Consider the following 24,981-nt stretch of genomic DNA (forward strand, 5'->3'; position numbering starts at 1 on the left):
CACTGGCCTTATGCTGCGTTAACGCTCGCCCCTTTCAGGACAGCTTCTAAGGAGCAGTCATGAGCTATGTGATCGACCGACGTCTCAATGGCAAGAACAAGAGCACGGTAAACCGCCAGCGGTTTCTGCGGCGCTATCGTGATCACATCAAAAAGGCAGTCGAAGAGGCGGTCAGCCGGCGTTCCATAACCGATATGGAACACGGCGAGCAAATCAGCATTCCCGGCCGCGACATCGACGAGCCGGTGCTTCACCACGGTCGTGGCGGCAAGCAAACCATCGTGCACCCCGGCAACAAGGAATTTACCAGCGGCGAGCACATTGCCCGTCCGCCCGGAGGTGGCGGCGGCAGAGGCCCCGGCAAGGCCGGTAACACGGGTGAAGGGATGGACGAGTTCGTCTTCCAGATTACCCAGGAAGAATTCCTCGAATTCATGTTCGAGGACCTTGAATTACCCAATCTGGTCAAACGCCACCTGACCGGCACCGACACCTTCAAGACCGTACGCGCAGGCATCAGCAACGAAGGCAACCCGTCGCGGATCAACATTATCCGCACGCTGCGTTCGGCACATGCACGGCGCATTGCCTTGTCCGGCAGCAGCCGGGCGAAGTTGCGCGAAGTCAAAGAGGAACTGCTACGGCTTAAACGCGAAGAGCCGGACAACTTCGGCGATATCCAGGAGCTCGAAGCAGAAATCGAGAAGCTCAGCGCGCGCATCCACCGAGTGCCATTTCTCGACACCTTCGACCTCAAGTACAACCTGCTGATCAAGCAGCCGAACCCCAGCTCCAAAGCAGTGATGTTCTGCCTGATGGACGTATCCGGCTCCATGACCCAGGCAACCAAGGACATTGCCAAACGCTTCTTCATCCTGCTGTACCTGTTCCTCAAGCGCAATTACGACAAAATCGACGTCGTGTTCATCCGCCACCACACCAGTGCCCGTGAAGTGGATGAGGAGGAGTTTTTCTACTCCCGGGAAACTGGCGGCACCATCGTTTCCAGCGCCCTGAAACTGATGCAGGAGATCATGGCCGAGCGTTATCCGAGCAATGAATGGAACATCTATGCCGCCCAGGCGTCCGACGGCGACAACTGGAACGACGATTCGCCGATCTGCCGCGACATCCTGATCAATCAGATCATGCCGTTCGTGCAGTACTACACTTATGTTGAGATTACCCCGCGCGAACACCAGGCCTTGTGGTTCGAGTACGAACGCATCGCCGAAGCCTTCTCTGATACTTTTGCCCAGCAGCAACTGGTCTCGGCCGGGGATATCTATCCGGTCTTTCGTGAACTCTTCCAGCGCAGGTTAGTGACATGACCGCCAAAGAGCAGAAGCGCCAACCCATTTCCACCGGCTCCGAATGGACATTCGAGCTGATCCAGGCCTACGACCGCGAAATCAGTCGTCTCGCGGCCCGCTATGCGCTGGATACCTACCCCAACCAGATCGAAGTGATCACCGCCGAGCAGATGATGGACGCCTACGCCTCTGTCGGTATGCCGTTGGGTTATCACCATTGGTCCTATGGCAAACACTTCCTCAGCACCGAAAAATCCTACAGCCGCGGCCAGATGGGCCTGGCCTACGAGATTGTGATCAACTCCGACCCCTGCATTGCCTATCTGATGGAAGAAAACACCATCTGCATGCAGGCTCTGGTGGTGGCTCATGCCTGCTATGGCCATAACAGCTTTTTCAAAGGCAACTACCTGTTCCGCACCTGGACCGACGCCAGCTCGATCATCGATTACCTGGTGTTCGCCAAGCAGTACATCATGCAGTGCGAAGAACGCCACGGCATCGACGCGATAGAGGACTTGCTCGATTCCTGCCATGCGCTGATGAATTACGGGGTCGACCGGTACAAACGCCCTTATCCGATTTCCGCCGAAGAAGAACGTCGTCGGCAGAAGGATCGGGAAGAGCATCTGCAGAAGCAGATCAACGATTTGTGGCGAACCATTCCAAAAGGCGCGGACAAGTACAGCGACAAGGACAACGCACGCTTCCCCGCCGAACCTCAGGAAAACATCCTGTACTTCATCGAAAAACACGCTCCGCTGCTGGAGCCCTGGCAACGCGAAATCGTGCGGATCGTGCGCAAGATCGCCCAGTATTTTTATCCACAGCGCCAGACCCAGGTGATGAACGAAGGCTGGGCCACGTTCTGGCACTACACCTTGATGAACGACTTGTATGACGAAGGCCTGGTCACCGATGGCTTCATGATGGAGTTCCTGACGTCCCATACCAGCGTGGTTTTTCAACCCGGCTTCGACAGCCCCTACTACAACGGCATCAACCCCTACACCCTGGGTTTTGCCATGTATCGCGATATCCGCCGGATATGCGAACACCCCACCGAAGAGGACTATCGCTGGTTTCCGGAAATCGCCGGCACCGACTGGCTGCCCAGCATCAAATTCGCCATGAGCAGCTTCAAGGACGAGAGCTTCATCCTGCAGTACCTGTCACCCAAGGTGATCCGCGACCTCAAGCTGTTCAGCATCCTCGATGACGATCAGAAGGACGATCTGCTGGTTCCGGCGATACACGACGAGGACGGCTATCGAACCATTCGTGAAACCCTGGCGGCGCAATACAACCTGGGCAATCGCGAACCCAACATACAGATCTACAGCATCGACCGGCGTGGCGACCGCTCCCTGACCTTGCGTCACCAGCAACACGACCGCAAACCGCTGGGCGATTCCACCGACGAAGTGCTCAAGCACCTGCACCGTCTTTGGGGCTTCGACATTCACCTGGAAACCCTGCAAGGGGACCAGGTGATGAAAACCCACCATGTCCCGCCCAGAAGTGAACACGGCGAGGGGGATTACGGCCGGCTGGACCTGGCAGTCATTCATCTTTGATCCTGTTTTTCTGCCTCCGGAAGTTCGACGCAAAGGTTATTCTGTCGGGCTAACGGAGGTTTTTTATGCAGATTTATAAAGTCGGTGGAGCGGTCCGTGATCGCCTGCTGGGCAAACCTGTTACCGATATCGACTGGGTCGTTGTGGGCGCCACCACCGAAGAAATGCTCGCCAAGGGCTTTCGTCCAGTGGGCGCGGACTTCCCGGTATTTCTTCACCCCAAAAGCGGTGAGGAATACGCCCTCGCCCGCACCGAACGCAAAAACGGGCGCGGCTACGGCGGCTTCATCTTTCACGCCAGCCCCGACGTCACGCTCGAAGAAGATCTGATTCGTCGCGACCTGACGATCAACGCCATGGCTGAAGACGACCAGCAGAACCTGACGGACCCCTACCAAGGCCAGCGGGATCTAGAGGCGCGCCTGCTTCGTCACGTTTCCCCCGCGTTCGCCGAAGATCCTCTCCGTGTTCTGCGCGTTGCCCGCTTCGCCGCGCGTTATGCGGAACTGGGTTTCACCGTTGCCCCCGAGACATTGGAGCTGATGCGTCAACTCAGCGAATCAGGTGAATTGGAGGCATTGACCGCGGAACGCAGTTGGAAAGAAATCGCTCGCGCACTGATGGAAGACCAACCCCAAGTATTTATCGAGGTGCTGCGCGAATGCGGTGCTCTCAAGGTACTGATGCCGGAAGTCGACGCGCTGTTCGGTGTACCGCAACCCGCAGCCCATCACCCGGAAATCGACACGGGCGTGCATACCCTGAGCGTGCTGGAGCAAGCGGCGCTGCACAAACAACCGCTGACCGTACGCTGGGCCTGCTTGCTGCATGACCTGGGCAAAGGATTGACGCCCGAGGAAGAATGGCCCCGCCACATCGCTCACGAGCACAAAGGCCTGAAGTTGATCAAAGCGGTCAACGAGCGCTTCAAGGCACCGAAGGACTGTCAGGAACTGGCGCTGCTGGTGGGCGAGTATCACACCCATGGCCATCGTGCGTTGGAGTTGAAACCGTCGACCTTGTTGGAGTTACTGCAGAGTTTCGACGTCTATCGTCGACCTCAGCGCTTTGAGGAATTTATCGCGGCGTGCGAGATGGACGCTCGAGGGCGTAAAGGCCTGGAGCAGAGAAGTTATCCACAGGCGGATTATTTGCGGGGTGCGGCAACTGCGGCGCGAAGCATTGCGATTCAGCCGTTGCTGGAGAAGGGATTCAAGGGGCCGGAGTTGGGCGAGGCGATCAAGCGCGAGCGGCTCAAGGCGTTGAAAGCTTACAAAGCGGCGGCGCCTGCTTGAAAAGCATCGCGGGCAAGCCCGCTCCCACAGGTGCGAGTCGTTTGTCGATTATGTAAACGACGCTAACTTGTGGGAGCGGGCTTGCCCGCGAAGGCGTCTTGCGCCTCACAACAAACTCAAAGGGGTCAACTGCTCACCGCGCCACTCAAAAGCTACCGGCGCCAACACCTGATCGATCTGCGCTTCACTCCACAAGGTCGCAAAGCTCTTGCCTACGCCCGGATGCACTCTATCAGGCGCAATCAGCGACAACGGCCATAGCACGAATGCATTTTTCAGAATTTCGGCCCGCGGCAAGATCAAGCCATCGAAGTTGCCCACCAGGTCGCCGAATAGCAGCACGTCGATATCCAGCGGCAAGCCCTTGCGGTCCGGCGCGTAACGGCCGTTATCCGCTTCGATGAATTTCAACCGTCGATCCAGCTCCATCAGCGGCAGATCGGTGAAGGCCGATACCACAAAGTTGAAAAACGGGCCGCTCTTGATCCCCACCGGCTGGCTTTCGAATACCGCCGAGCAGCGCATATCCACCAGGAAACCCGCCAGGGCGTCCAGGCCTGCCTGCAAATGGGCTTCGCGCTCGATGTTGCTACCGAGCCCGAGATACACCTGAGTCAGCGACATCCGCGCTCGATCTCCACGCCCACACCACCCGCGGCAGCCGGAATGGCACCTGGCTTGGTCAGTTTGAGGCGCATCCAGGTGATGTTGAATTCGCTCATCAGAACTTCCGCCAGACGCTCGGCAAAGGTCTCGACCAGCTGAAATTGCGCCTGCTCGGCAAACGCCTGAATACGCGACGAAACGCTCGCGTAGTCGAGCGCCAGGGTCAGATCATCACCGGCGGCGGCCGGACGATTGTCCCAGGCGAAGCTCAGATCAAGTCGAAGACACTGTCGGATGCCTCGTTCCCAGTCGTAGGCACCGATCACGGTGTCGACTTCCAGGCCCTCGATAAACACTCTGTCCAAGCACTTCTCTCCACTGCACGACAAGGGCGCAATGCGCCGTTAGAATCAGGGCGTCCTCGCCCGGAATAGTTAGCATGTTTTGGTTACTGGCGATCCTCGCCTACCTGCTCGGCTCTCTGTCCTTCGCCATTTTGCTCAGCCGCCTGACCGGTAACCCCGATCCGCGAATGAGTGGCTCGGGCAATGCCGGTGCCACCAACATGTTGCGCCTGGCCGGCAAGAAACTCGCCATCCTGACCTTGCTCGGCGACCTGAACAAAGGCCTGCTGCCCGTATTGATCGCGGGCGCAATAGGCCTTTCACTACAAGAACAGGCCTGGATCGGCGTCTGCGCCGTTATCGGTCACCTGTTTCCGCTGTACTTCCGCTTTCGCGGTGGCAAGGGTGTCGCCACCGCGGCCGGCATGCTGCTGGGGCTCTACCCGCCCGCCGCGCTGCTGGCGGTCTGCGCCTGGCTGCTGACGTTCTACCTGACCCGCACCAGCTCACTCGCCGCCCTGATTGCCACGCCACTGACCCTGCCGCTGCTTGCCTGGCAAGAACCGGCGGCACTGCTACCCATGAGCGCGCTCACAGGCCTGATCGTCTGGCGTCATCGCGGCAATCTACGCGACCTGTTTGCCGGGCGCGAACGGCATTTTTAAATACCGCACGTGAGCGCCGCTCATCACAGCGCCGACAACTGCTCCATCGGCCAGCGCGCCTGCACGCTGATCGCCAGGCTTTCATGCTGGCCGGCCTGCAAGCGCTGGCAGCCGGCAAACGCAATCATCGCGCCATTATCGGTGCAGAACTCCGGACGGGCATAAAACACATCGCCCTTCATGTCGCCGAGCATTTTCTCCAGTGAAACCCGCAGTGCTTTGTTGGCGCTGACGCCCCCTGCGATGACCAGACGCTTGAGACCCGCCTGTTTCAGGGCACGCTTGCACTTGATGGTCAAAGTCTCCACCACGGCCTGCTGGAACGCCAGCGAGATGTCGCAACGGGCTTGCTCGCTGTCGTCCCCGGCGTTGACGCTCTGCTGCCAGGTGTTCAGAGCAAAGGTTTTCAGGCCACTGAAGCTGAAAGCCAAGCCTGGACGATCACACATCGGACGCGGAAAGGTGAAACGTCCTGCAACGCCTTGCTCTGCCAGACGAGCGATCTCCGGGCCGCCCGGATAATTCAGGCCCATCATCTTCGCGGTCTTGTCGAATGCTTCGCCGGCAGCATCGTCGAGGGTCTCGCCCAAGAGCGTGTATTGGCCGATCCCATCGACCTGAACCAGCTGCGTATGACCACCCGACACCAACAAAGCGACGAACGGGAACTCCGGTGGTTGCGACTCCAGCATCGGCGCCAGCAAGTGACCTTCCATGTGGTGCACGCCCAAGGCCGGAATGCCCCAGGCAAAGGCCAGCGCCTGGGCGCACGAAGCCCCCACCAGCAGGGCTCCGACCAGGCCAGGACCCGCGGTATAAGCGATGGCGTCGATCTCGGTCGGCACACAGCCGGCCTCGGCCAGCACCTGACGAATCAAGGGCAGCATGCGTTTGACGTGATCACGCGACGCCAGCTCCGGCACCACGCCGCCATAGGCACGATGCAGATCGATCTGACTGAACAGCGCGTCGGCCAACAACCCGCGTTCACTGTCGTAAAGTGCGACACCGGTTTCGTCGCAAGAGGTTTCTAATCCCAGTACTAGCATGGGTTTGCGCCTTGTAGAGGCTGAATTCGAAGGCGCGCATAATAGTCGTCGCGTGATGCCCCGACCAGCGGTTTTCGATCAGAGGCTTTGCATTCCGAGCGATGAGGGGTTAACATCCGCAACCCTTAAAAACCGACGTCTTCAAGTGCTCTTTTGCCGCGAGGATGTTGACCCCGGTAATGAATGAAGGTAGCTCTGGATGCCAGCCGTCAAAGTAAAAGAGAACGAACCCTTCGACGTAGCTCTGCGTCGTTTCAAGCGCTCCTGCGAAAAAGCCGGTGTACTGGCTGAAGTTCGTAGCCGCGAATTTTACGAGAAGCCAACTTCTGAGCGTAAGCGTAAGGCAGCAGCCGCTGTTAAGCGTCACGCCAAGAAAGTTCAGCGCGAACAGCGCCGCGCCGTTCGTCTGTACTAATACACAGACGATCGTAGCAAGCTTCTGCCAAGCCCGGCCCTCAGCCGGGCTAATGGCATTTGCGGAAAACGCTTGATGCTTCACCGTCAAAGCCGCAGACGCGACCGAGACAAATCTGCTTCACAGCGTCAGACCTGGCTCTTTTGCCAGCGGTGCACGTCTTTTCTGACGAGCCTTCCAAGGCTACTGACGAGCACACCCACTGATTCCTCTCACGACGATCAGCCCAAGGCACCTTCTTGCGTGCCCGCTTATGAGCTATCCGAGGCCAATGACTGGCCGTCGCCGGATTCAGCGAAACACTTTCAAATAGTCGAATACTGATTGGTACTAACGTCAGTGGATTTTCGGCAGATACACTTCCCGACAGCGATACGCAGACGACACCGGTCGAGCCGCACACCCTGCGCGCCTCAAACAACGACCCGCGTTCGGCCGCCCTTCGTTTTGGGTCCATTTCAGCGCAGATGACGAGAACGCCATGGCCGGGCTAATTCCCCAGAGCTTCATTGACGACCTTCTGAACCGTACCGACATCGTCGACGTGGTCAGCTCGCGCCTGCAAATGAAAAAAGCCGGCAAGAACTACACTGCCTGCTGCCCGTTTCACAAAGAGAAAACCCCCTCCTTCAGCGTCAGCCCCGACAAACAGTTCTATTACTGCTTCGGCTGCGGCGCTGGCGGTAACGCCCTCGGCTTCATGATGGACCATGACAACCTGGATTTCGTCCAGGCTGTCGAAGAACTGGCCAAAGCCGCCGGCATGGAAATTCCCCGCGAGGAGAGTCGCCGGCCGCACAAACCGCGGCAGCCCACCGATTCGCCGCTGTATCCGCTGCTCACTGCCGCCGCCGATTTTTATCGTCAAGCCCTGAAAAGCCATCCATCGCGCAAAGCCGCCGTGGATTACTTGAAGGGTCGTGGACTGACGGGAGAAATCGCCCGTGACTTCGGACTCGGTTTTGCCCCACCCGGCTGGGACAATCTGTACAAGCACTTGAGCAGCGATACCCTGCAGCAAAAAGCCATGATCGATGCTGGCCTGCTGATCGAGAACGCCGAAACCGGCAAACGCTACGACCGCTTCCGCGATCGCGTGATGTTCCCGATCCGCGACAGCCGCGGGCGAATCATCGCCTTCGGTGGCCGGGTATTGGGCGACGACAAGCCGAAATACCTGAACTCACCGGAAACCCCGGTCTTCCATAAAGGCCAGGAACTCTACGGCCTCTACGAAGCACGCAAGAACAACCGCAACCTCGACGAAATCATCGTCGTCGAAGGCTATATGGACGTCATCGCCCTCGCCCAGCAAGGCCTGCGCAATGCCGTCGCAACCTTGGGTACCGCCACCAGCGAAGAGCACTTGAAGCGCCTGTTTCGCGTCGTGCCCAACGTACTGTTCTGTTTCGACGGCGACCAGGCGGGCCGAAATGCCGCCTGGCGGGCGCTGGAGGCAACCCTGCCATGCCTGCAAGACGGACGTCGGGCGCGCTTTCTGTTCCTGCCTGAGGGCGAGGATCCGGATACCCTGGTCCGCTCCGAGGGCACTGACGCCTTCCGCGCGCGCATCAATCAGCACGCCCAGCCATTGGCCGATTACTTTTTTCAACAGTTGACCGAGGAATCGGACCCGCGCTCTCTCGAAGGCAAGGCCCACATGGCCACCCTCGCCGCGCCACTGATCGACAAAGTCCCGGGGGCCAACCTGCGCATCTTGATGCGCCAGCGCCTGAGCGAAATTACCGGGCTTAGCGGTGAAGCCGTGAGCCAACTCGTGCAAAGCACGCCTCAGCCTCAGGAAGCGCCACCCGCTTACGATCCGGGCATCGATTACGACGCCATGCCGGATTACAGCGACTACCATCAGCCGCAGGCGCAAGAGATGTACGCGCCGCAGCAGGAATGGACGCCGAAAAAGCCTGGCGCAGGCGGCAAGAAATGGGACAAGAAGCCGTGGGACAAGAACGGCAAGCGTGGCGGCGATCGTGATCAACCGCGGGCGCCACGGGTGCCAGCCGCTGTAGAGCCGCCCACCCTGGCCGCCTTGCGCACGTTGCTGCATCACCCGCAACTGGCTGAGAAAGTCGAGGATGCGGGGCACTTCGCTGCCGAGGATCATACCAACACGCAACTGTTGGTAGCCCTGCTCGAAGCCGTACAGAAGAATCCCAAGCTAAACTCATTTCAACTGATTGCGCGCTGGCACGGCACCGAACAAGGCCGACTGCTAAAAGCGCTGGCAGAAAAGGAATGGCTGATTGATGGAGATAACCTTGAACAACAGTTTTTCGACACCATTACTAGCTTGTCAGCCCGCCAACGCGAGCGGAACCTGGAACAACTTCTTCGAAAAGCACGTCAAAGTGAATTGAGCGCCGAAGAGAAAAATCAACTGCGCGACCTTTTAAGTCGCAATGTTTCCGTATCAAGCCCGACCTCAACTGGCGCGTGAGGTCATAGCTCAGGTATAATCCTCGGCTTGTTTTTTGCCCGCCAAGACCTTCAGTGGATAGGGTGTTATGTCCGGAAAAGCGCAACAGCAGTCTCGTATCAAAGAGTTGATCACACTTGGTCGTGAGCAGGGCTACCTGACTTACGCGGAGGTCAACGACCACCTGCCGGAGGATATTTCAGATCCGGAACAGGTGGAAGACATCATCCGCATGATTAATGACATGGGGATCAACGTATTCGAGGTTGCGCCAGATAAGGATTCCCTTATGCTGGCCGACGCCGATACCGACGAAGCCGCGGCCGAAGAGGCAGCAGCAGCGTTGGCAGCGGTCGAGACCGACATTGGTCGCACCACCGACCCAGTGCGCATGTACATGCGTGAAATGGGTACGGTAGAGCTCCTCACACGTGAAGGCGAAATCGAAATCGCCAAACGTATTGAAGAGGGCATCCGCGAAGTGATGGGCGCAATCGCGCACTTCCCTGGCACGGTTGACCATATTCTCTCCGAGTACACTCGCGTCACCACCGAAGGTGGCCGCCTGTCCGACGTCCTGAGCGGTTATATCGACCCGGACGACGGCATTGCGCCGCCTGCTGCCGAAGTGCCACCGCCTGTCGACCCGAAAGCCGTGAAAGCGGATGACGACACCGACGACGATGACGCCGAAGCGACCGACGACGAAGAAGAAGCCGAAAGCGGTCCGGATCCGGTCATCGCCGCACAGCGCTTTGGCGCTGTCGCCGATCAGATGGAAATCACCCGCAAGGCCCTGAAAAAGCACGGTCGTGGCAACAAGCTGGCAATCGCCGAGCTGATCGCCCTGGCTGAGCTGTTCATGCCGATCAAACTGGTGCCGAAGCAATTCGAAGGCCTGGTCGAGCGTGTTCGCAGTGCCCTGGATCGTCTGCGTCAGCAAGAGCGCGCGATCATGCAACTGTGCGTTCGTGATGCCCGCATGCCGCGTGCCGACTTCCTGCGCCAGTTCCCGGGCAACGAAGTCGACGAAAGCTGGACCGATGCACTGGCCAAAGGCAAAAGCAAATACGCTGAAGCCATTGGTCGCCTGCAACCGGACATCATTCGTTGCCAGCAGAAGCTGACCGCGCTGGAAACCGAAACCGGTTTGACGATCGCCGAGATCAAGGACATCAACCGTCGCATGTCGATCGGTGAGGCCAAGGCCCGCCGCGCGAAGAAAGAGATGGTCGAAGCGAACTTGCGTCTGGTGATCTCCATCGCCAAGAAGTACACCAACCGTGGTCTGCAGTTCCTCGATCTGATCCAGGAAGGCAACATCGGTCTGATGAAAGCGGTAGACAAGTTCGAATACCGCCGCGGCTACAAATTCTCGACTTATGCCACCTGGTGGATCCGTCAGGCGATCACTCGCTCGATCGCCGACCAGGCCCGCACCATCCGTATTCCGGTGCACATGATCGAGACGATCAACAAGCTCAACCGTATTTCCCGGCAGATGCTGCAGGAAATGGGTCGCGAACCGACCCCGGAAGAGCTGGGCGAACGCATGGAAATGCCTGAGGACAAGATCCGCAAGGTATTGAAGATCGCTAAAGAGCCGATCTCCATGGAAACCCCGATCGGTGATGACGAAGATTCTCATCTGGGTGACTTCATCGAAGACTCGACCATGCAGTCGCCAATCGATGTCGCCACTGTTGAGAGCCTTAAAGAAGCGACTCGCGAAGTACTGTCCGGCCTCACTGCCCGTGAAGCCAAGGTTCTGCGCATGCGCTTCGGTATCGACATGAATACCGACCACACCCTCGAGGAGGTTGGTAAGCAGTTCGACGTGACCCGTGAACGGATTCGTCAGATCGAAGCCAAGGCGCTGCGCAAGCTGCGCCACCCGACGAGAAGCGAGCATTTGCGCTCCTTCCTCGACGAGTGATCACAGAACCCCCGGCCCAGGCCGGGGGTTTTGCTTTATACAGATTAAATGCCCCGTACATCCCCCCCGCCGAATAGCCCGTCTACACTCGAAACATTCCCCCCCAGCCATAACGAGACCGTTATGCCCAGATGGCCGACCGTGCTTTTTTTGCTGTCGCTGATGACCTGGACCGCAACGGCTGGTGCGTTGACTCTTACCGACGAAGAACGTAACTGGCTGACGGCTCATCCCGAATTGCGCCTGGGCGTGGACGCGTCCTGGCCGCCGTTTGAATTTCGCGACGAACATGGGCGTTATCAGGGCCTGGCAGCGGACTACATCAACGTTATCCGCCAACGGCTGGCCATCAAACTCACGCCCATCGAGCCGGTCAGCTGGACCGAGGTCCTGAAGCAGGCCAAACAAGGCAAGCTGGACATCTTGCCCGGCATTATGTCGACCCCCGAGCGCCAGACGTATCTGTCGTTCACCCGCCCCTATCTCGACTTTCCGATTGTCATTCTGGCTCACGTCGGAGGCCCCCAACCGCGCAAACTCGGAGACCTATACGGGCTGAAGATCGCCGTGGTGGAAAACTATGCCCCCCATGAACTATTGCGCACCCACCATCCCGACCTGAATCTGGTGGCCATGCCCAACGTCAGCTCGGCGCTGCAGGCGCTCGCCACCGACGCTGTGGACGCCGTAGTGGGCGATCTCGCCTCCAGTGTCTGGAGTCTGCGCCAGCTCAAGCTTGATGGGCTCTACGTCAGCGGTGAAACCCCCTATCGCTACCAATTGGCGATGGCCGTGCCCCCGAACAACAAACTGCTGGTCAGCATCCTGGACAAAGTCCTGGCAGACATGACCCCGAGTGAAATCAGTGCCATCCAGGAACATTGGGTCGGTAATGTCCTGGACCATCGAACCTTCTGGCTGGACGCGCTGAGTTACGGCCTGCCAGGCTTACTGTTTCTGATGATCGTGCTGGCGGTGGTTATCCGGATCAACCGCCGACTCAGTTCGGAAATTGCCCGTCGGGTCGCTCTGGAACAGGAGCTGCGCAGCAGCGAATACCATTACCGTGGGCTGGTGGAGAGTCTTTCAGCCATCGCCTGGGAAGCGCGGATCAGCGATTACACCTACAGTTACGTGTCACCTCACGCTCAGGACCTCCTTGGTTATCCCCTGCCCCATTGGCTGATTCCGGGCTTTTGGCGCAACATCATCCACCCTGCGGATCTGACCCGGGCCCAGACCTTCTGCGACCGCGAAGTGGCGGCCGGACGCGATCACAGCGTCGATTACCGGGTCATCACCGCCGACGGCCGCTGCCTTTGGGTCCGCGATATCGTCAGCCTGATCGAGCACGCCCATGAACCAGTACTGCGCGGGCTGATGATCGACATCAGCGAAGCCAAGCGCACTGAAGAGGCGCTGCGCCTGTCGGAACAGAAGTTCGCGTCGGTGTTCCAGCAATGCCCGGATATTCTGGTGATCGCGCGGCTTTCCGACGGTTGTCTGCTGGAAGTCAATGAAGCGTTCGAAGAGCAGATTGGCCTCAAGGCCGAAGACGTCATAGGCCAGACCGCCACCGACCTGAACATCTGGGGCGTACCCGGCGTGGGGCCGGGTTTGTTGCAGCGATTGCAGGCCGGCAGCATCCGCAACCTGGAGATGCCCTTTCGCCGCAGCAATGGCCAGGTGTTTACCGGCCTGATTTCCGCCGAGCCTTTCGATCTCGATACGACCCCGGCCCTGGTGGTCGTCGTGCGGGACATCAGTCAGCTCAAGGAAACCCAGCAACAACTGCAAACCTCCGAAGAGAAATTCGCCAAGGCCTTTCATGCGTCTCCCGACGGCTTGCTCTTGTCCCGGCAGAGCGACGGTTTGCTGTTGGAAGTCAACGAAGGCTTCAGCCGTATTACCGGTTTCAACAGCGCGATGTCCGTGGATCGATCGGCCCTGGACCTGGGTATCTGGGTCAATCTCAACGAGCGCAAACAGATGCTCGAGTTGCTGCACCGAGATGGTTTCGTCCGTGACTTCAGTTGCCACATCCGCCGCAAAGACGGGCAGATCCGGCTCTGTGAGGTTTCAAGCCGTCCATTGCCCATCGGCGATGAAGACTGCATGTTGACCATCGCCCGGGACATTACCGAGCGGCATCTGATGCAGGAGAAATTGCAGCAGGCCGCCACGGTGTTCGAGAGCACTGCCGAGGGTGTATTGATCACCGACACCCAGCAGCACATCAGCGCGGTCAATCGTGCGTTCACCGAAATTACCGGCTACAGCGAGAGCGAAGCGCTGGGCCACACCCCTCGCCTGCTCGCCTCGGGCCTGCATGACAGCGCATTTTATGCGGCGATGTGGCATCAATTGACCGCCGACGGTCACTGGCAAGGCGAGATTTCCAACCGACGCAAGAACGGCGAGCTCTATCCGAGCTGGCTAACCATCAGCGCAGTGCGCAACCGGGATAAATTCATCACCCACTTTGTTGCGGTGTTCGCGGACATTTCCAGCCTCAAGCACGCGCAGGCCAAGCTCGACTACCAGGCACATCACGACCCGCTGACTGGCCTGCCAAACCGCACACTGTTCGAGAGTCGGCTGTTGACCGCGCTGAACAGCCAACAGGAAAACGGTGGCCAGGGCGCGGTGCTGTTCCTCGACCTGGACCGCTTCAAACACATCAACGACAGCCTCGGCCATCCGGTCGGTGACCTGCTGCTCAAAGGCATTGCCGTGCGCCTCAAGGAGCAGTTGCGCGATATCGATACCGTGGCGCGGCTGGGGGGCGACGAATTCATCATCCTGCTCCCCGGCCTGCAACAATCCAGCGACGCCGACAACATTGCCACCAAACTACTCAATTGCTTCGCCGCCCCTTTCCAGGCCGGCGAGCACGAATTTTTCATCAGCGCCAGCATCGGCACCAGCCTGTATCCCAAGGACGGCTGCGACGTCGCTACACTGGTCAAGAACGCCGATGCGGCGATGTATCGCTCCAAGGCCAAGGGCCGTAACCGAGTTGAAAGCTACACCCGCGACCTCACCGCCCAAGCCAGCGAGCGCGTGGCGCTGGAACATGAACTGCGGCGCGCCATCGAGCGTAATGAGCTGTTTTTGTACTACCAGCCCAAAATCAGTCTGGACGATCATCGAGTGGTCGGCGCCGAAGCGCTGATTCGCTGGCATCACCCCACCTTCGGCGATGTACCTCCCGAGCACTTCATTCCCCTGGCCGAAGAAAACGGCATGATCCTGCAAATCGGCGATTGGGTGCTTGAGACCGCCTGCCGACAGATGTACGAGTGGAATCAGGTCTATGAGTGCCTGGGCCCACTCTCAGTCAACCTCGCGGGTGCGCAACTGCGCCAGCCGAACCTGCTTGGCCGGATCGAACAATTGCTCAAAGACAACCACCTCAAACCCGGCTTCCTGCAACTGGAGATCACTGAAAACTTCATCATGAGCCAGGCCGAAGAAGCGCTGGCGGTGCTGCACCAACTCAAACGCCTGGGTGTGCAACTGGCGATCGATGATTTCGGCACCGGCTATTCGTCCCTGAGCTACCTCAAACGCCTGCCGCTGGACATCCTCAAGATCGACCAATCCTTCGTCCGCGGCCTGCCGGACGACCCACACGACGCGGCGATTGTTCGCGCAATCATCGCCCTGGGCCGCAGCATGCAATTCACCGTCATCGCCGAGGGCGTCGAAACCCAGGCGCAGCAGCAATTCCTGGCTGCGGAGGGCTGTGAACAGATCCAGGGTTACATTGTCAGCCTGCCGCTTCCCCCCGACGAATTCGCCGCGACGTTTCTTCGTACAGCCATATTGGATTTTTCGGATAGCACAGCCGAGAAACCGTCGCTATAATCCGCGGCCTACTGAGGGCCTATAGCTCAGTTGGTTAGAGCAGGGGACTCATAATCCCTTGGTCGTAGGTTCGAGTCCTACTGGGCCCACCAAACTCAAAGCCGCGCATTGCGCGGCTTTCGTGTTTTCTGGTCGGCCACCGCTGATACAATCCTATGGACACCGTCGCGATCCAGGACTGGTGACCCCCTCGCTGTAAAGGCTTGCGTGATCCGCCTTAACTCGATTGGTGAACTCCCTTTCAGCCGGTGCAAGTTCGGGGAACTCCACCAGCAGTGCCTTGTTACCTCTGGCGATGTGTTCCATCACCGCCATGGCGATGTTTTCACGCACCATCCCGATCGAGACGTAATACATGGCCCAGGCTTGTTCGGGCGTGCAGTGGCCGATCTGCTCCTCAATCTCCTTGTAGGCTTTGTATTCGTCCGACTCCAAGTAGCATTGGCAATCACCTTGGTACATGATTTTTCTCCTTCCCTAGAATCTTTGTGACAACCCCTAAGTAAGTCGGCTGATAAGGGCTGCCCCTGCTCCCTACGTGATTACCAGTGCACCAAACAAACGCGGGCTATTGCAGGTGACGCACCCATTTCGCAATAATTTCGCTTTTAATTTCTCTGTAGCATCCACAGCACCCTCACATAAAATAAAGATCCTCATAGAACAACAAAGATCACGTACCACTCTTCACTTTGGTCCAAACTCGAGTGCGGATTCGCTCCAACTTCAATGGCAGCGGCTCAAGTGGAACAAGTGTAGCAACGGTCTTTTTGTCTGGATAAATCCAAGTATTGTCACGCAGTTTCTGCTCAACAAACTCTGTGGCATCTTTATTAGCGTTAGGATACAACGTGTGATTTGAGCTCTTGGCAATAATTTCTGGTCGCAACATATAATTAATAAATGCCATGCCTTCCTTTGGGTGGGGAGCATCTTTTAACAGAACCAAATTTTCTGACCAAACCAGCGCTCCCTCACGAGGAAGACTGTATGCAATCTTGCGTCCAGTATTAGCCTTCTTGTTGATGGCCTGCGCAGCAAGGGCGCCATTGGCCCATCCTACAACTGCACAAATATTGCCATCAGCCAGGTCAGAGTCGATTCTGGATGAGTCGAAATAGAGGACGTAGGGACGGATTTTTAACAACAGGGCTTGGGCTTTCTGGTAATCATCCGGGTTCCTACTGTTGCTAGGGAGCCCAAGGTAATGCAAAGCAATTGAAATGATCTCACTTGGAGAATCGAGCATTGCCACACCGCACGACTTGAGTTTGCTGATGTTTTCTTCTTTGAAGATCAAGTCCCAGCTATTCACCGGAGCATTATCACCCAATGCCGCTTTGACTTTATCAACGTCATAGCCAATGCCGGTGGTGCCCCATAAATAGGGAACAGCGTAGCGATTACCAGGGTCATTGACCGCAACCTGGGACAAGATATCAGGATCGATGTGTGACAAATTACTCAGTTGATTACGATCCAACGGCTGAAGAACTCCCGCCTGGATCAGGCTTGGCAACACGTTGGAGGTAGCCACAACCACGTCGTACCCCGTGCGCCCAGCCATCACTTTACTCTGCATGATTTCGGCACTGTCGAACGCATCCATATGGACGCTGGTGCCGGTTTCCTGCTCAAACTCCTTTGGGGTCTCCGGTGCGATAAACCCGAACCAGTTATACAGATACACCCCTGGCTCTACAGCCCCCACTGATGTGCTTATCCCTGCACAGAGAAGCGAGGCTGCAAAAATGGTTCGCAAAGGTGATTTGCTCATACAACTATCCTTGTCAAGACGACATGCCCTCATGGCCATCGTGAATCCTGATCGTGAATATACCCGGCATTGACGAATAGTAAATACCTACGAATACTTAGCCGCGACCTACGAATCCCTAACCCTAAAGGGGTAGAAAATGCCACTCGACCTTCATAGCCTGGCTTGGCACCGATCGATTGGAAAGCTGATCATGCAGTTGAACCGTCCAGAATTCTGGAGCTCACTTATTCGTACGTTAAATGAATATGTGCAAATTGATAACTGGGTCGTATTAATATTTAGCAATCAGCAAGTGAAAGTTGTTAGTCTTCCTGAAGTAGCAGACACAGAAGAGCTAGATGCATTCATTCATCGCTACGTGAAGGGACTCTATATGCTGGATCCATTTTATATAGCTAATCGAGAAAACCCGCAGAGCGGTTTTTTTCATATGCTGGATATTGCACCGGAGCACTTTCTTGAAACCGAGTATTATCACCAATACTTCGCACAGTATATTTCTGTAGATGAAGCGCAGTACAATGTTCAGCTCGACGCCGATAGAACGCTATGCATTTCCCTTGGCAGCAACGCCCGCTTCAACCAAGAGCAAATAACAATACTTGACATCATCAAACCATGGGTAACTGCATTAATGCATCAACGCATGTGTTTTGAAATTGACATAGAAAAAGACCTCCCCGAACCAACTCTATGGCCAGAAACAATTCTCCAGCTTGGCACACAAATAACAACACGCGAAAAGGACGTGCTCAAGTTATTACTTAGCGGATTCTCTAACAAACAGATAGCAGGAAAACTTTCCCTGTCGGCAGAAACGATAAAAGTTCACCGCCGAAATATTTACGCCAAATTAAACATCAAGTCACAACCCGAATTGTTTGCTCGATTTTTTATGCCAAAACAGGATATCTGCCCTGTAAATTGAAGTCAGCGCTTGGCACTTTTCAGGCCCAAATACTCAACGATGGAATGGCCTGCACTGGCTGTAACCGTTCAAGCATTTCCCTCGTCAACACGACCTCATAAGTATCCGCCGGCCTACCCCATTGCTCCACGATGACCATGCCGTCTACCAGCGCCGCGCCCAGTCCGGTAATCGTATCGGCCAATTCCTCTACGAGTTGTTGAGTCCGCAGCCACACACGATCAGTGATCTCTTTAAGTTCGGCAGTTATGCGCTCGGATGACGCTGGATCCGTATCAGGGTAGGAGATATTTCGCAGCAATTGCCGTAACTCCCTTACTTTTGCGTAATCCTGTTCCGCCCCAAGCTCTCCATTCAGGATGGCTGTCGCTTTCGATTTATCGACGAGTTTCCTGGTTGAATGCTTTGCAGGTAAGGTCTGACTCATGGCTCCTGCAAAGAGGACGATCAGCCGACCTTCCAGATGTTCCTTCATCTCTTCTATCGAGGAGATCGACCGCGTCAAGATAATGGAAGCCCCGGCCTGATGCCTCAAGTCCATGGTGACTTTCAAGGTCACATCACCCGTTTCAAATCCCAAGGCTCGGGCAATCACGTAGTGCCCCATCTCGTGATTCGCAATCTGCAATGCATGTTCCCGTACCGCGGGAGGCATCTTCTTCATCATTCCCATCATCTCCCGTCACAGCCCTCCGTTGCGCATTCGACTATGAGAGTAACGGCTCGTGTCCATGCTATCGATGTAGAACCCGTTCCGCATCATTACTCCAGGCATTCCGCCAGCTTAAATCAACCATTAACCATTTCGTTACATCGGTGTCCTGGTAACCCGACCGAGGCGTTCTGATGATCCGAAAAAGGAAGTTTTATAGTTGATGTCACGCGTCGTTCGCTGATGGGGGGTTGCTGCCGCCCTGCCGTTTTTGGCGCATACACCGTGGGTTCGCGCGCGGATGCGGCGATTTCGCGAGGCGTTTGCGCAGGTCATCCAAGGCTAGTCCAGACAACCGCCACGAGCACCGCGCAGGATGTGCCTGTAACATGCCTGCCCACTGCTCTATACCGCTGGAGATGCCCCTTTGCCTGACACTCGCCCGCCCGCTCTCGACGAAATCGACCGCCAGTTGATCGCGGCCTTGCAGATCAATGCCCGCGAAAGCGTGGCCATGCTCGCCCGGCAACTGGGTATCGCCCGCACCACGGTGACGTCGCGTCTGGCGCGGCTGGAAAAGGCCAAAGTAATCACCGGTTACGGTGTGCGCCTGGGGCAGCGCGTGGTGGATGGCGGATTGCAGGCTTACGTCGGGATCACCGTACAACCGAGGTCCGGCAAGGAAGTGTTGCGTCGTCTTAGCGCCATGGCTCAGGTGCAGCAGCTGTGCGCGGTGAGTGGTGAATTTGATTATGTGGCGTGGTTGCGCACCGATTCGCCGGAGCAGCTGGATCAGTTGCTGGATCAGATTGGCAGTGTGGATGGAGTGGAAAAGACGACGACTTCGATCATCTTGAGCAGCAAGATTGATCGGGGGCAGCCGGTTTGAGTTTCTGCCGGTAGGTCTTCGGTGTCTGGTTGGGCCTCTTCGCGGGCAAGCCTCGCTCCTACAGTGTGTAGCGATATGTCGTCATATTGATCAAGTAATTAGCAAAACGACGACACATTGCGTCTTATTAACGTGTTCTACGCTCTCTAGAATGGCTGCCATCTTTTCCTATACTCAGACGCGCACTCTGCGTCAGGTCGCCAGCAAGGTCAGCCATGAACAAGAACAATCGCCATCCTGCAGACGGTAAAAAACCGGTCACCGTTTTCGGCCCGGACTTTCCTTTCGCTTTCGACGACTGGATCGAGCATCCGGCCGGGCTGGGCAGCATTCCGACGCACAATCATGGCGCCGAAGTGGCGATTGTCGGGGCAGGCATTGCCGGTCTGGTGGCTGCCTATGAGTTGATGAAACTGGGCCTCAAACCCGTCGTCTACGAAGCCTCGAAGATGGGCGGCCGTCTGCGCTCCCAGGCCTTCAACGGCGCTGAAGGCATCATCGCCGAACTCGGCGGTATGCGTTTCCCGGTGTCGTCCACTGCGTTTTATCACTACGTCGACAAGCTCGGCCTCCAGACCAAACCCTTCCCGAACCCGCTGACGCCTGCGTCGGGCAGCACGGTGATCGATCTGGAAGGCAAAACTCATTACGCACAGAAACTGGCGGATCTTCCTGCACTGTTCCAGGAAGTCGCTGACGCCTGGGCGGATGCTCTGGAAGCCGGTTCGCAGTTCTCCGATATCCAGCAAGCCATCCGCGACCGCGACGTGCCGCGCCTCAAGGAACTGTGGAACACCCTGGTGCCGCTGTGGGACGACCGCACGTTCTATGATTTCGTCGCCACCTCCGAAGCCTTCGCCAAGCTCTCGTTCCATCACCGCGAAGTGTTCGGCCAAGTCGGTTTCGGCACCGGTGGCTGGGACTCGGACTTCCCCAACTCGATGCTGGAAATCTTCCGCGTGGTGATGACCAACTGCGACGATCACCAGCACTTGGTAGTCGGCGGCGTGGAACAAGTGCCGCTGGGCATCTGGCGCCATGTGCCGGAACGTTGCGTACACTGGCCTGAAGGCACCAGTCTCAGCTCGCTGCACAGCGGTGCGCCGCGCTCTGGCGTGAAAAAAATCGCCCACGCACCGAACGGGCGTTTTACCGTCACCGACAACTACGGCGACACACGCGAGTACGCTGCCGTACTGACCACCTGCCAGAGCTGGCTGCTGACCACCCAGATCGAATGCGACGAAAGCCTGTTCTCGCAAAAGATGTGGATGGCCCTGGACCGCACCCGCTACATGCAATCGTCGAAGACTTTCGTGATGGTCGATCGCCCATTCTGGAAGGATAAGGACCCGGAAACCGGTCGCGACCTGATGAGCATGACCCTCACCGATCGCCTGACCCGCGGCACGTACCTGTTCGATAACGGCGACGACAAGCCAGGGGTGATTTGCCTGTCGTACTCGTGGATGAGCGACGCGCTGAAAATGCTCCCGCACCCGGTGGAAAAACGCGTGAAACTGGCGCTGGACGCGTTGAAGAAGATCTACCCGAAAGTCGACATCGCCGCGCGTATCATCGGCGATCCGATCACCGTTTCATGGGAAGCCGACCCGCATTTCCTCGGCGCTTTCAAAGGCGCCCTGCCCGGTCACTACCGTTACAACCAGCGCATGTACGCGCACTTCATGCAGGACGACATGCCGGCCGAGCAGCGCGGGATTTTCATCGCCGGCGATGACGTTTCGTGGACGCCGGCCTGGGTCGAAGGCGCGGTGCAGACGTCGCTCAACGCGGTGTGGGGCATCATGAAACACTTCGGTGGTGAAACTCACGCCGAAAACCCGGGTCCAGGAGATGTGTTCAACGAGATCGGTCCGATCGCCCTGCCCGAGTAAGAGGAATCCGAAATGCGCGTAGCCCTTTACCAATGTCCACCGCTGCCCCTGGATGTCGCAGGTAATCTGCAACGCCTGCATCAACTGGCACTGGAGGCCAACGGCGCAGACTTGCTGGTGCTGCCGGAGATGTTCCTGACCGGCTACAACATCGGCATCGATGCGGTCAGCGTGCTGGCGGAGGTGCATAACGGTGAATCGGCGCAGCAAATCGCGCGCATTGCCAAAACGACGGGGATCGCCATTTTGTATGGCTACCCGGAGCGTACCGAAGACGGGCAGATCTACAACGCCGTGCAGTTGATCGACGCCAATGGCGAGCGGTTGTGCAACTACCGCAAGACTCACTTGTTCGGCGACCTCGATCACTCGATGTTCAGCCCCGGGCCGGATGAGTTTCCGCTGGTTGAGCTCAACGGCTGGAAGCTTGGCTTTTTGATCTGCTACGACCTGGAGTTCCCGGAAAACGCCCGCCGCCTGGCCTTGGCCGGTGCCGAGCTGATTCTGGTGCCGACGGCAAACATGATTCCCTACGATTTCATTGCCGACGTCACCGTCCGGGCACGGGCCTTCGAAAACCAGTGTTATGTGGCCTACGCCAACTATTGTGGGCACGAAGGCGACATCCCGTATTGCGGCCAGAGCAGCATCGCCGCGCCGGATGGCAGCCGCATCGCCCAGGCCGGACTTGATGAAGCGCTGATTGTCGGTGAACTGGATCGTCAGCTGATGATCGATTCCCGCGCCGCCAATCGCTACTTCCTCGACCGCCGTCCCGAGCTATACGGCGAGCTGAACAAGCCCTAATCCGCTAGCATTAGCGCTTCTCTGTTCTGGAAGTGCTCATGCCTGCGCTGAATCACCCTCGCCTTCATACTGAAACCCTCGCCAACGGCCTGCGGGTGACGCTGCGTCATGCTCCCGATTTGAAGCGTTGCGCCGCTGCCTTGCGGGTCGCCGCCGGCAGTCACGACGTGCCACTGGCCTGGCCGGGGCTGGCGCACTTTCTTGAGCATTTGCTGTTCCTGGGTACAGAGCGCTTTCCCGCAGAGCAAGGGCTGATGGCCTACGTGCAAGGTCATGGCGGGCAGGTGAATGCGCGAACCAGCGAACGTACGACGGACTTCTTTTTCGAGCTGCCGCCTCAGGCGTTTAACGGTGGGCTGGAGCGTTTGTCAGACATGCTCGCTCATCCGCGTATGAATCCGGACGATCAGCGGCGGGAACGGGAAGTGCTGCACGCCGAATTTGTCGCCTGGTCGCGGGATGCGGCGGCCCAACAACAGTTCGCGCTGTACGATGGACTCTCGGCGGCTCATCCGTTGCGGGCGTTTCATGCGGGAAACCGTTACAGCCTGCCGGTGCCGCAGCCCGAGTTTCAGCAAGCCTTGAAGGACTTCTATCAGCGGTTTTACCAGGCCGGGCAGATGACGCTGAGTTTGGCCGGGCCACAGAATCTCGATGAATTGAAGCAGATGGCACAGGCGTTTGCCGTTGCTATTCCCTCCGGCGAGAAAGTTCCTCAGACAAAACCCACCCTGTTGATGGATTCTTCAGACAATAGTTATCCACAGGCGGGAGAGCGTCGGCTGGATCTGCTGTTCGCCTTCGAAGCGCTGCCCGACTCATCGCCCGAAGCGCTGGCGTTCCTGTGCCACTGGCTGAACGCCAAAAAATCCGGAGGCCTATTCGCGCAGCTGCGAGAGCATGGGCTGACGGACAACCTGAAAGCCGCGCCGCTCTATCACTACGCTGGCCAAGCCTTGCTGCTCGTCGAATTCACACGGCCCGCCCACGCCACGCAACCGGACAATGTGATCCGCGAACGGCTTCTGGATTGGCTGGGCTTTTTTGCCTCCCGTCAGGATTGGGCCGAATTACGCGAAGAGTACGCCGCCCTGCTGCAACGCCAACAGCAAGTCAGTAGTGCCTTGCAATTGGCCCAACGAGACAGCGAACAGCTTGAACACGGACTATCCGAACAGGGCGTCGTCGCCCTCAAGGCAATCCTCAAACAAATCGGCGCTGTGGATAACTTCACTGGCCAGTGGCAACTGCCACCTCCCAACCCGTTTTTGCGCGCCGAGACCCCAGCCCCGAATGCCGGATTGATTCGCGGCCAGACCAGCGCTCACCGCGGCCTGCGGACGTTTGCCCAGGATCGCTCCCGCAGTCGCCGCGAACGATCGCCGATGCAGTTCAGCCAGGCGTTGCCGGATAACACGGATGAAGGTGCGGTTTATCTGCGCTGGCGCCTGGAGTTCGCTCCTCACAGCCGACTTCAGTCGAATCTGGAAAACAACCTGCGGATGTTGCGTGAAGATGCGCGTCAGGCCGGTGTCGGCTTTTCCTTCAGTGCTTCGAGCAACGAGTGGCTGTTGAAAATGACGGGGCTGCAGGAACCGATGCCGACAGTCCTCGAACATGCGCTGAAAGAACTGATAAAACCTGATGCCGATTTCTCACAGGAAGAGCCGGCGGCCGTTGCATTGATGCCGATTCGGCAATTGCTCAAGGCACTGCCCGATCTATGCCTTGAGCACACCGTAGTCTCGGATGACCTACGGCAACTCTGGTCAAGCGCACGCTGGGATGGTCTGGCGACCGGCCTGTCTGCCCAGACACAAGCGGCGATGGGGCTTGCCTTGAGTCGTATTCCCGGCACTGCGGACAGTCAATTGACGCCGCCTCCGTCGATTCGCTCGCAGCATCTCTGGAACTTCGTCGATACCGCCTCCAGCGAACACGCGCTGTTGCTCTTTTGTCCGACAGCAACCCATGACATCGCCGATGAGGCCGCCTGGCGTTTGCTCGCGCACGTGTGCCAGACGCCGTTCTACCAGCGCTTGCGGGTGGAGCTGCAGCTCGGTTACGCCGTATTCAGTGGACTACGCCAGCTAAACGGTCAGACCGGGCTGCTGTTTGGCGTGCAATCGCCGAGCGTTGCGCCTCTGGATTTGCTGGAGCACATCGAACAGTTCCTCAGCGAATTGGAAGGGATGATCGAAAGCATCGATGACGCGACCTTCATCGCTCAGCGCCAAGCCTTGGCCGATCAATTCGACAGCACTGCCCTGCCCAACGCCCAGGCCGCCGAACTGCTCTGGCAAGGCAAACTGGCCGGCCATTCGTCTGATTACCTGAAACATCTGCCTCAGGCGATTCTGATGATCGACCGTGAAGCCTTGCTGGCGGCGGCACTACGACTGAATCGGGCCGAAGGTGGCTGGCGCTGCCTGGCCAGCGGGCCTTGCCCACTACGCTTTGGCAAGTGGCAAAATGATCATTACCGGTGCTGCAATTAGCTTTCTCAAAGATTCGTGGCCAATC

General features: G+C 57.6%; 18 protein-coding genes, 1 tRNA gene and 1 pseudogene. 14 read left to right on the forward strand and 6 right to left on the reverse strand.

Annotated features, from left to right (window positions below; translation table 11 throughout):
- The first annotated feature begins 59 nt into the window (after positions 1-59).
- The 3 genes from AB7M22_RS24060 (at position 60) to AB7M22_RS24070 (ending at position 4,185) form a co-directional block, all read left to right on the forward strand.
- Positions 60-1,331: a YeaH/YhbH family protein gene (locus AB7M22_RS24060; RefSeq protein ID WP_007904257.1), complete on the forward strand. Its 1,272-nt coding sequence runs from the start codon at positions 60-62 to the stop codon at positions 1,329-1,331.
- Positions 1,328-2,890 (forward strand): SpoVR family protein, encoded by a 1,563-nt coding sequence (locus AB7M22_RS24065; RefSeq protein ID WP_454187978.1) that lies wholly within the window; start codon positions 1,328-1,330, stop codon positions 2,888-2,890. The genes AB7M22_RS24060 and AB7M22_RS24065 overlap by 4 nt, the downstream gene beginning before the upstream one ends.
- Before the next feature lie 65 nt (positions 2,891-2,955).
- On the forward strand, positions 2,956-4,185 hold the full coding sequence (locus AB7M22_RS24070; protein WP_454187979.1) for a multifunctional CCA addition/repair protein: 1,230 nt from the start codon (positions 2,956-2,958) through the stop codon (positions 4,183-4,185).
- A gap of 105 nt (positions 4,186-4,290) precedes the next feature.
- On the opposite strand, the gene folK is transcribed toward AB7M22_RS24070, so the two are convergent.
- Positions 4,291-4,809, reverse strand: coding sequence for a 2-amino-4-hydroxy-6-hydroxymethyldihydropteridine diphosphokinase (gene folK, locus AB7M22_RS24075; RefSeq protein WP_454187980.1), 519 nt, complete (start codon positions 4,807-4,809; stop codon positions 4,291-4,293).
- Positions 4,800-5,156 (reverse strand): dihydroneopterin aldolase, encoded by a 357-nt coding sequence (gene folB, locus AB7M22_RS24080; protein WP_454187981.1) that lies wholly within the window; start codon positions 5,154-5,156, stop codon positions 4,800-4,802. The genes folK and folB overlap by 10 nt, the downstream gene beginning before the upstream one ends.
- 74 nt (positions 5,157-5,230) lie before the next feature.
- On the opposite strand from folB, the gene plsY reads away from it, so the two are divergent.
- Complete coding sequence (gene plsY, locus AB7M22_RS24085) at positions 5,231-5,800, forward strand: glycerol-3-phosphate 1-O-acyltransferase PlsY (protein WP_007904248.1); 570 nt, start codon at positions 5,231-5,233, stop codon at positions 5,798-5,800.
- 23 nt (positions 5,801-5,823) lie between these two features.
- Here the strand turns inward: plsY and tsaD are convergent, their stop codons facing one another.
- Positions 5,824-6,849, reverse strand: coding sequence for a tRNA (adenosine(37)-N6)-threonylcarbamoyltransferase complex transferase subunit TsaD (tsaD, locus tag AB7M22_RS24090; RefSeq protein WP_454187982.1), 1,026 nt, complete (start codon positions 6,847-6,849; stop codon positions 5,824-5,826).
- Between the two features lie 199 nt (positions 6,850-7,048).
- Here tsaD and rpsU point away from each other — a divergent pair, with 199 nt between their 5' ends.
- The 5 genes from rpsU to AB7M22_RS24115 all read left to right on the forward strand — a co-directional run bounded on the left by rpsU (position 7,049) and on the right by AB7M22_RS24115 (position 15,596).
- On the forward strand, positions 7,049-7,264 hold the full coding sequence (gene rpsU / locus AB7M22_RS24095) for a 30S ribosomal protein S21 (protein ID WP_002551877.1): 216 nt from the start codon (positions 7,049-7,051) through the stop codon (positions 7,262-7,264).
- 481 nt (positions 7,265-7,745) lie between these two features.
- Positions 7,746-9,719 (forward strand): DNA primase, encoded by a 1,974-nt coding sequence (dnaG, locus tag AB7M22_RS24100; protein WP_454187983.1) that lies wholly within the window; start codon positions 7,746-7,748, stop codon positions 9,717-9,719.
- Positions 9,720-9,786: 67 nt separating this feature from the next.
- A complete protein-coding gene (rpoD, locus tag AB7M22_RS24105; protein WP_123719577.1) occupies positions 9,787-11,634 on the forward strand; it encodes an RNA polymerase sigma factor RpoD in 1,848 nt (615 codons plus the stop codon).
- 123 nt (positions 11,635-11,757) lie between these two features.
- Positions 11,758-15,504 carry a bifunctional diguanylate cyclase/phosphodiesterase gene (locus tag AB7M22_RS24110; protein ID WP_008008289.1) on the forward strand — a complete coding sequence of 1,249 codons (3,747 nt, stop codon included), beginning with the start codon at positions 11,758-11,760 and terminating at the stop codon, positions 15,502-15,504.
- A gap of 15 nt (positions 15,505-15,519) precedes the next feature.
- A tRNA-Ile gene (locus tag AB7M22_RS24115) sits at positions 15,520-15,596 on the forward strand.
- A 61-nt stretch (positions 15,597-15,657) separates the two neighbouring features.
- Here AB7M22_RS24115 and AB7M22_RS24120 read toward each other — a convergent pair.
- A complete protein-coding gene (locus AB7M22_RS24120) occupies positions 15,658-15,966 on the reverse strand; it encodes a hypothetical protein (RefSeq protein WP_192344800.1) in 309 nt (102 codons plus the stop codon).
- 211 nt (positions 15,967-16,177) lie between these two features.
- Entirely contained in the window at positions 16,178-17,281 is a 1,104-nt protein-coding gene (locus AB7M22_RS24125; RefSeq protein ID WP_454187984.1) for a polyamine ABC transporter substrate-binding protein, read from the reverse strand.
- 139 nt (positions 17,282-17,420) lie between these two features.
- Between AB7M22_RS24125 and AB7M22_RS24130 the strand changes: the two genes are divergently transcribed.
- A complete protein-coding gene (locus tag AB7M22_RS24130) occupies positions 17,421-18,212 on the forward strand; it encodes a helix-turn-helix transcriptional regulator (RefSeq protein WP_454187985.1) in 792 nt (263 codons plus the stop codon).
- 19 nt (positions 18,213-18,231) lie between these two features.
- Here the strand turns inward: AB7M22_RS24130 and AB7M22_RS24135 are convergent, their stop codons facing one another.
- Positions 18,232-18,879, reverse strand: coding sequence for a peptidase M41 (locus AB7M22_RS24135; protein ID WP_454187986.1), 648 nt, complete (start codon positions 18,877-18,879; stop codon positions 18,232-18,234).
- Between the two features lie 412 nt (positions 18,880-19,291).
- Between AB7M22_RS24135 and AB7M22_RS24140 the strand changes: the two genes are divergently transcribed.
- The 4 genes and pseudogenes from AB7M22_RS24140 (at position 19,292) to pqqF (ending at position 24,934) form a co-directional block, all read left to right on the forward strand.
- On the forward strand, positions 19,292-19,753 hold the full coding sequence (locus AB7M22_RS24140) for an Lrp/AsnC family transcriptional regulator (protein ID WP_007904219.1): 462 nt from the start codon (positions 19,292-19,294) through the stop codon (positions 19,751-19,753).
- A 215-nt stretch (positions 19,754-19,968) separates the two neighbouring features.
- Positions 19,969-21,651 carry a flavin monoamine oxidase family protein gene (locus AB7M22_RS24145; protein ID WP_454187987.1) on the forward strand — a complete coding sequence of 561 codons (1,683 nt, stop codon included), beginning with the start codon at positions 19,969-19,971 and terminating at the stop codon, positions 21,649-21,651.
- Positions 21,652-21,663: 12 nt separating this feature from the next.
- On the forward strand, positions 21,664-22,458 hold the full coding sequence (locus tag AB7M22_RS24150; protein ID WP_454187988.1) for a carbon-nitrogen hydrolase family protein: 795 nt from the start codon (positions 21,664-21,666) through the stop codon (positions 22,456-22,458).
- A 38-nt stretch (positions 22,459-22,496) separates the two neighbouring features.
- Positions 22,497-24,934: pseudogene (gene pqqF, locus AB7M22_RS24155) on the forward strand (pyrroloquinoline quinone biosynthesis protein PqqF).
- Positions 24,935-24,981 lie beyond the last annotated feature (47 nt).

It is taken from the genome of Pseudomonas sp. ADAK2 TE3594, from assembly GCF_053628675.1.

Excerpts from the sequence above, each read along its gene's own strand:
- tsaD (WP_454187982.1), bottom strand. The coding sequence starts at position 6,849 with ATGCTAGTACTGGGATTAGAAACCTCTTGCGACGAAACCGGTGTCGCA.
- rpsU (WP_002551877.1), top strand. The coding sequence starts at position 7,049 with ATGCCAGCCGTCAAAGTAAAAGAGAACGAACCCTTCGACGTAGCTCTG.
- AB7M22_RS24060 (WP_007904257.1), top strand. The coding sequence starts at position 60 with ATGAGCTATGTGATCGACCGACGTCTCAATGGCAAGAACAAGAGCACG.
- AB7M22_RS24145 (WP_454187987.1), top strand. The coding sequence starts at position 19,969 with ATGAACAAGAACAATCGCCATCCTGCAGACGGTAAAAAACCGGTCACC.
- folK (WP_454187980.1), bottom strand. The coding sequence starts at position 4,809 with ATGTCGCTGACTCAGGTGTATCTCGGGCTCGGTAGCAACATCGAGCGC.
- AB7M22_RS24110 (WP_008008289.1), top strand. The coding sequence starts at position 11,758 with ATGCCCAGATGGCCGACCGTGCTTTTTTTGCTGTCGCTGATGACCTGG.
- plsY (WP_007904248.1), top strand. The coding sequence starts at position 5,231 with ATGTTTTGGTTACTGGCGATCCTCGCCTACCTGCTCGGCTCTCTGTCC.
- AB7M22_RS24130 (WP_454187985.1), top strand. The coding sequence starts at position 17,421 with ATGCCACTCGACCTTCATAGCCTGGCTTGGCACCGATCGATTGGAAAG.
- dnaG (WP_454187983.1), top strand. The coding sequence starts at position 7,746 with ATGGCCGGGCTAATTCCCCAGAGCTTCATTGACGACCTTCTGAACCGT.
- AB7M22_RS24135 (WP_454187986.1), bottom strand. The coding sequence starts at position 18,879 with ATGATGAAGAAGATGCCTCCCGCGGTACGGGAACATGCATTGCAGATT.
- AB7M22_RS24150 (WP_454187988.1), top strand. The coding sequence starts at position 21,664 with ATGCGCGTAGCCCTTTACCAATGTCCACCGCTGCCCCTGGATGTCGCA.
- AB7M22_RS24120 (WP_192344800.1), bottom strand. The coding sequence starts at position 15,966 with ATGTACCAAGGTGATTGCCAATGCTACTTGGAGTCGGACGAATACAAA.
- rpoD (WP_123719577.1), top strand. The coding sequence starts at position 9,787 with ATGTCCGGAAAAGCGCAACAGCAGTCTCGTATCAAAGAGTTGATCACA.
- AB7M22_RS24070 (WP_454187979.1), top strand. The coding sequence starts at position 2,956 with ATGCAGATTTATAAAGTCGGTGGAGCGGTCCGTGATCGCCTGCTGGGC.
- AB7M22_RS24125 (WP_454187984.1), bottom strand. The coding sequence starts at position 17,281 with ATGAGCAAATCACCTTTGCGAACCATTTTTGCAGCCTCGCTTCTCTGT.
- AB7M22_RS24065 (WP_454187978.1), top strand. The coding sequence starts at position 1,328 with ATGACCGCCAAAGAGCAGAAGCGCCAACCCATTTCCACCGGCTCCGAA.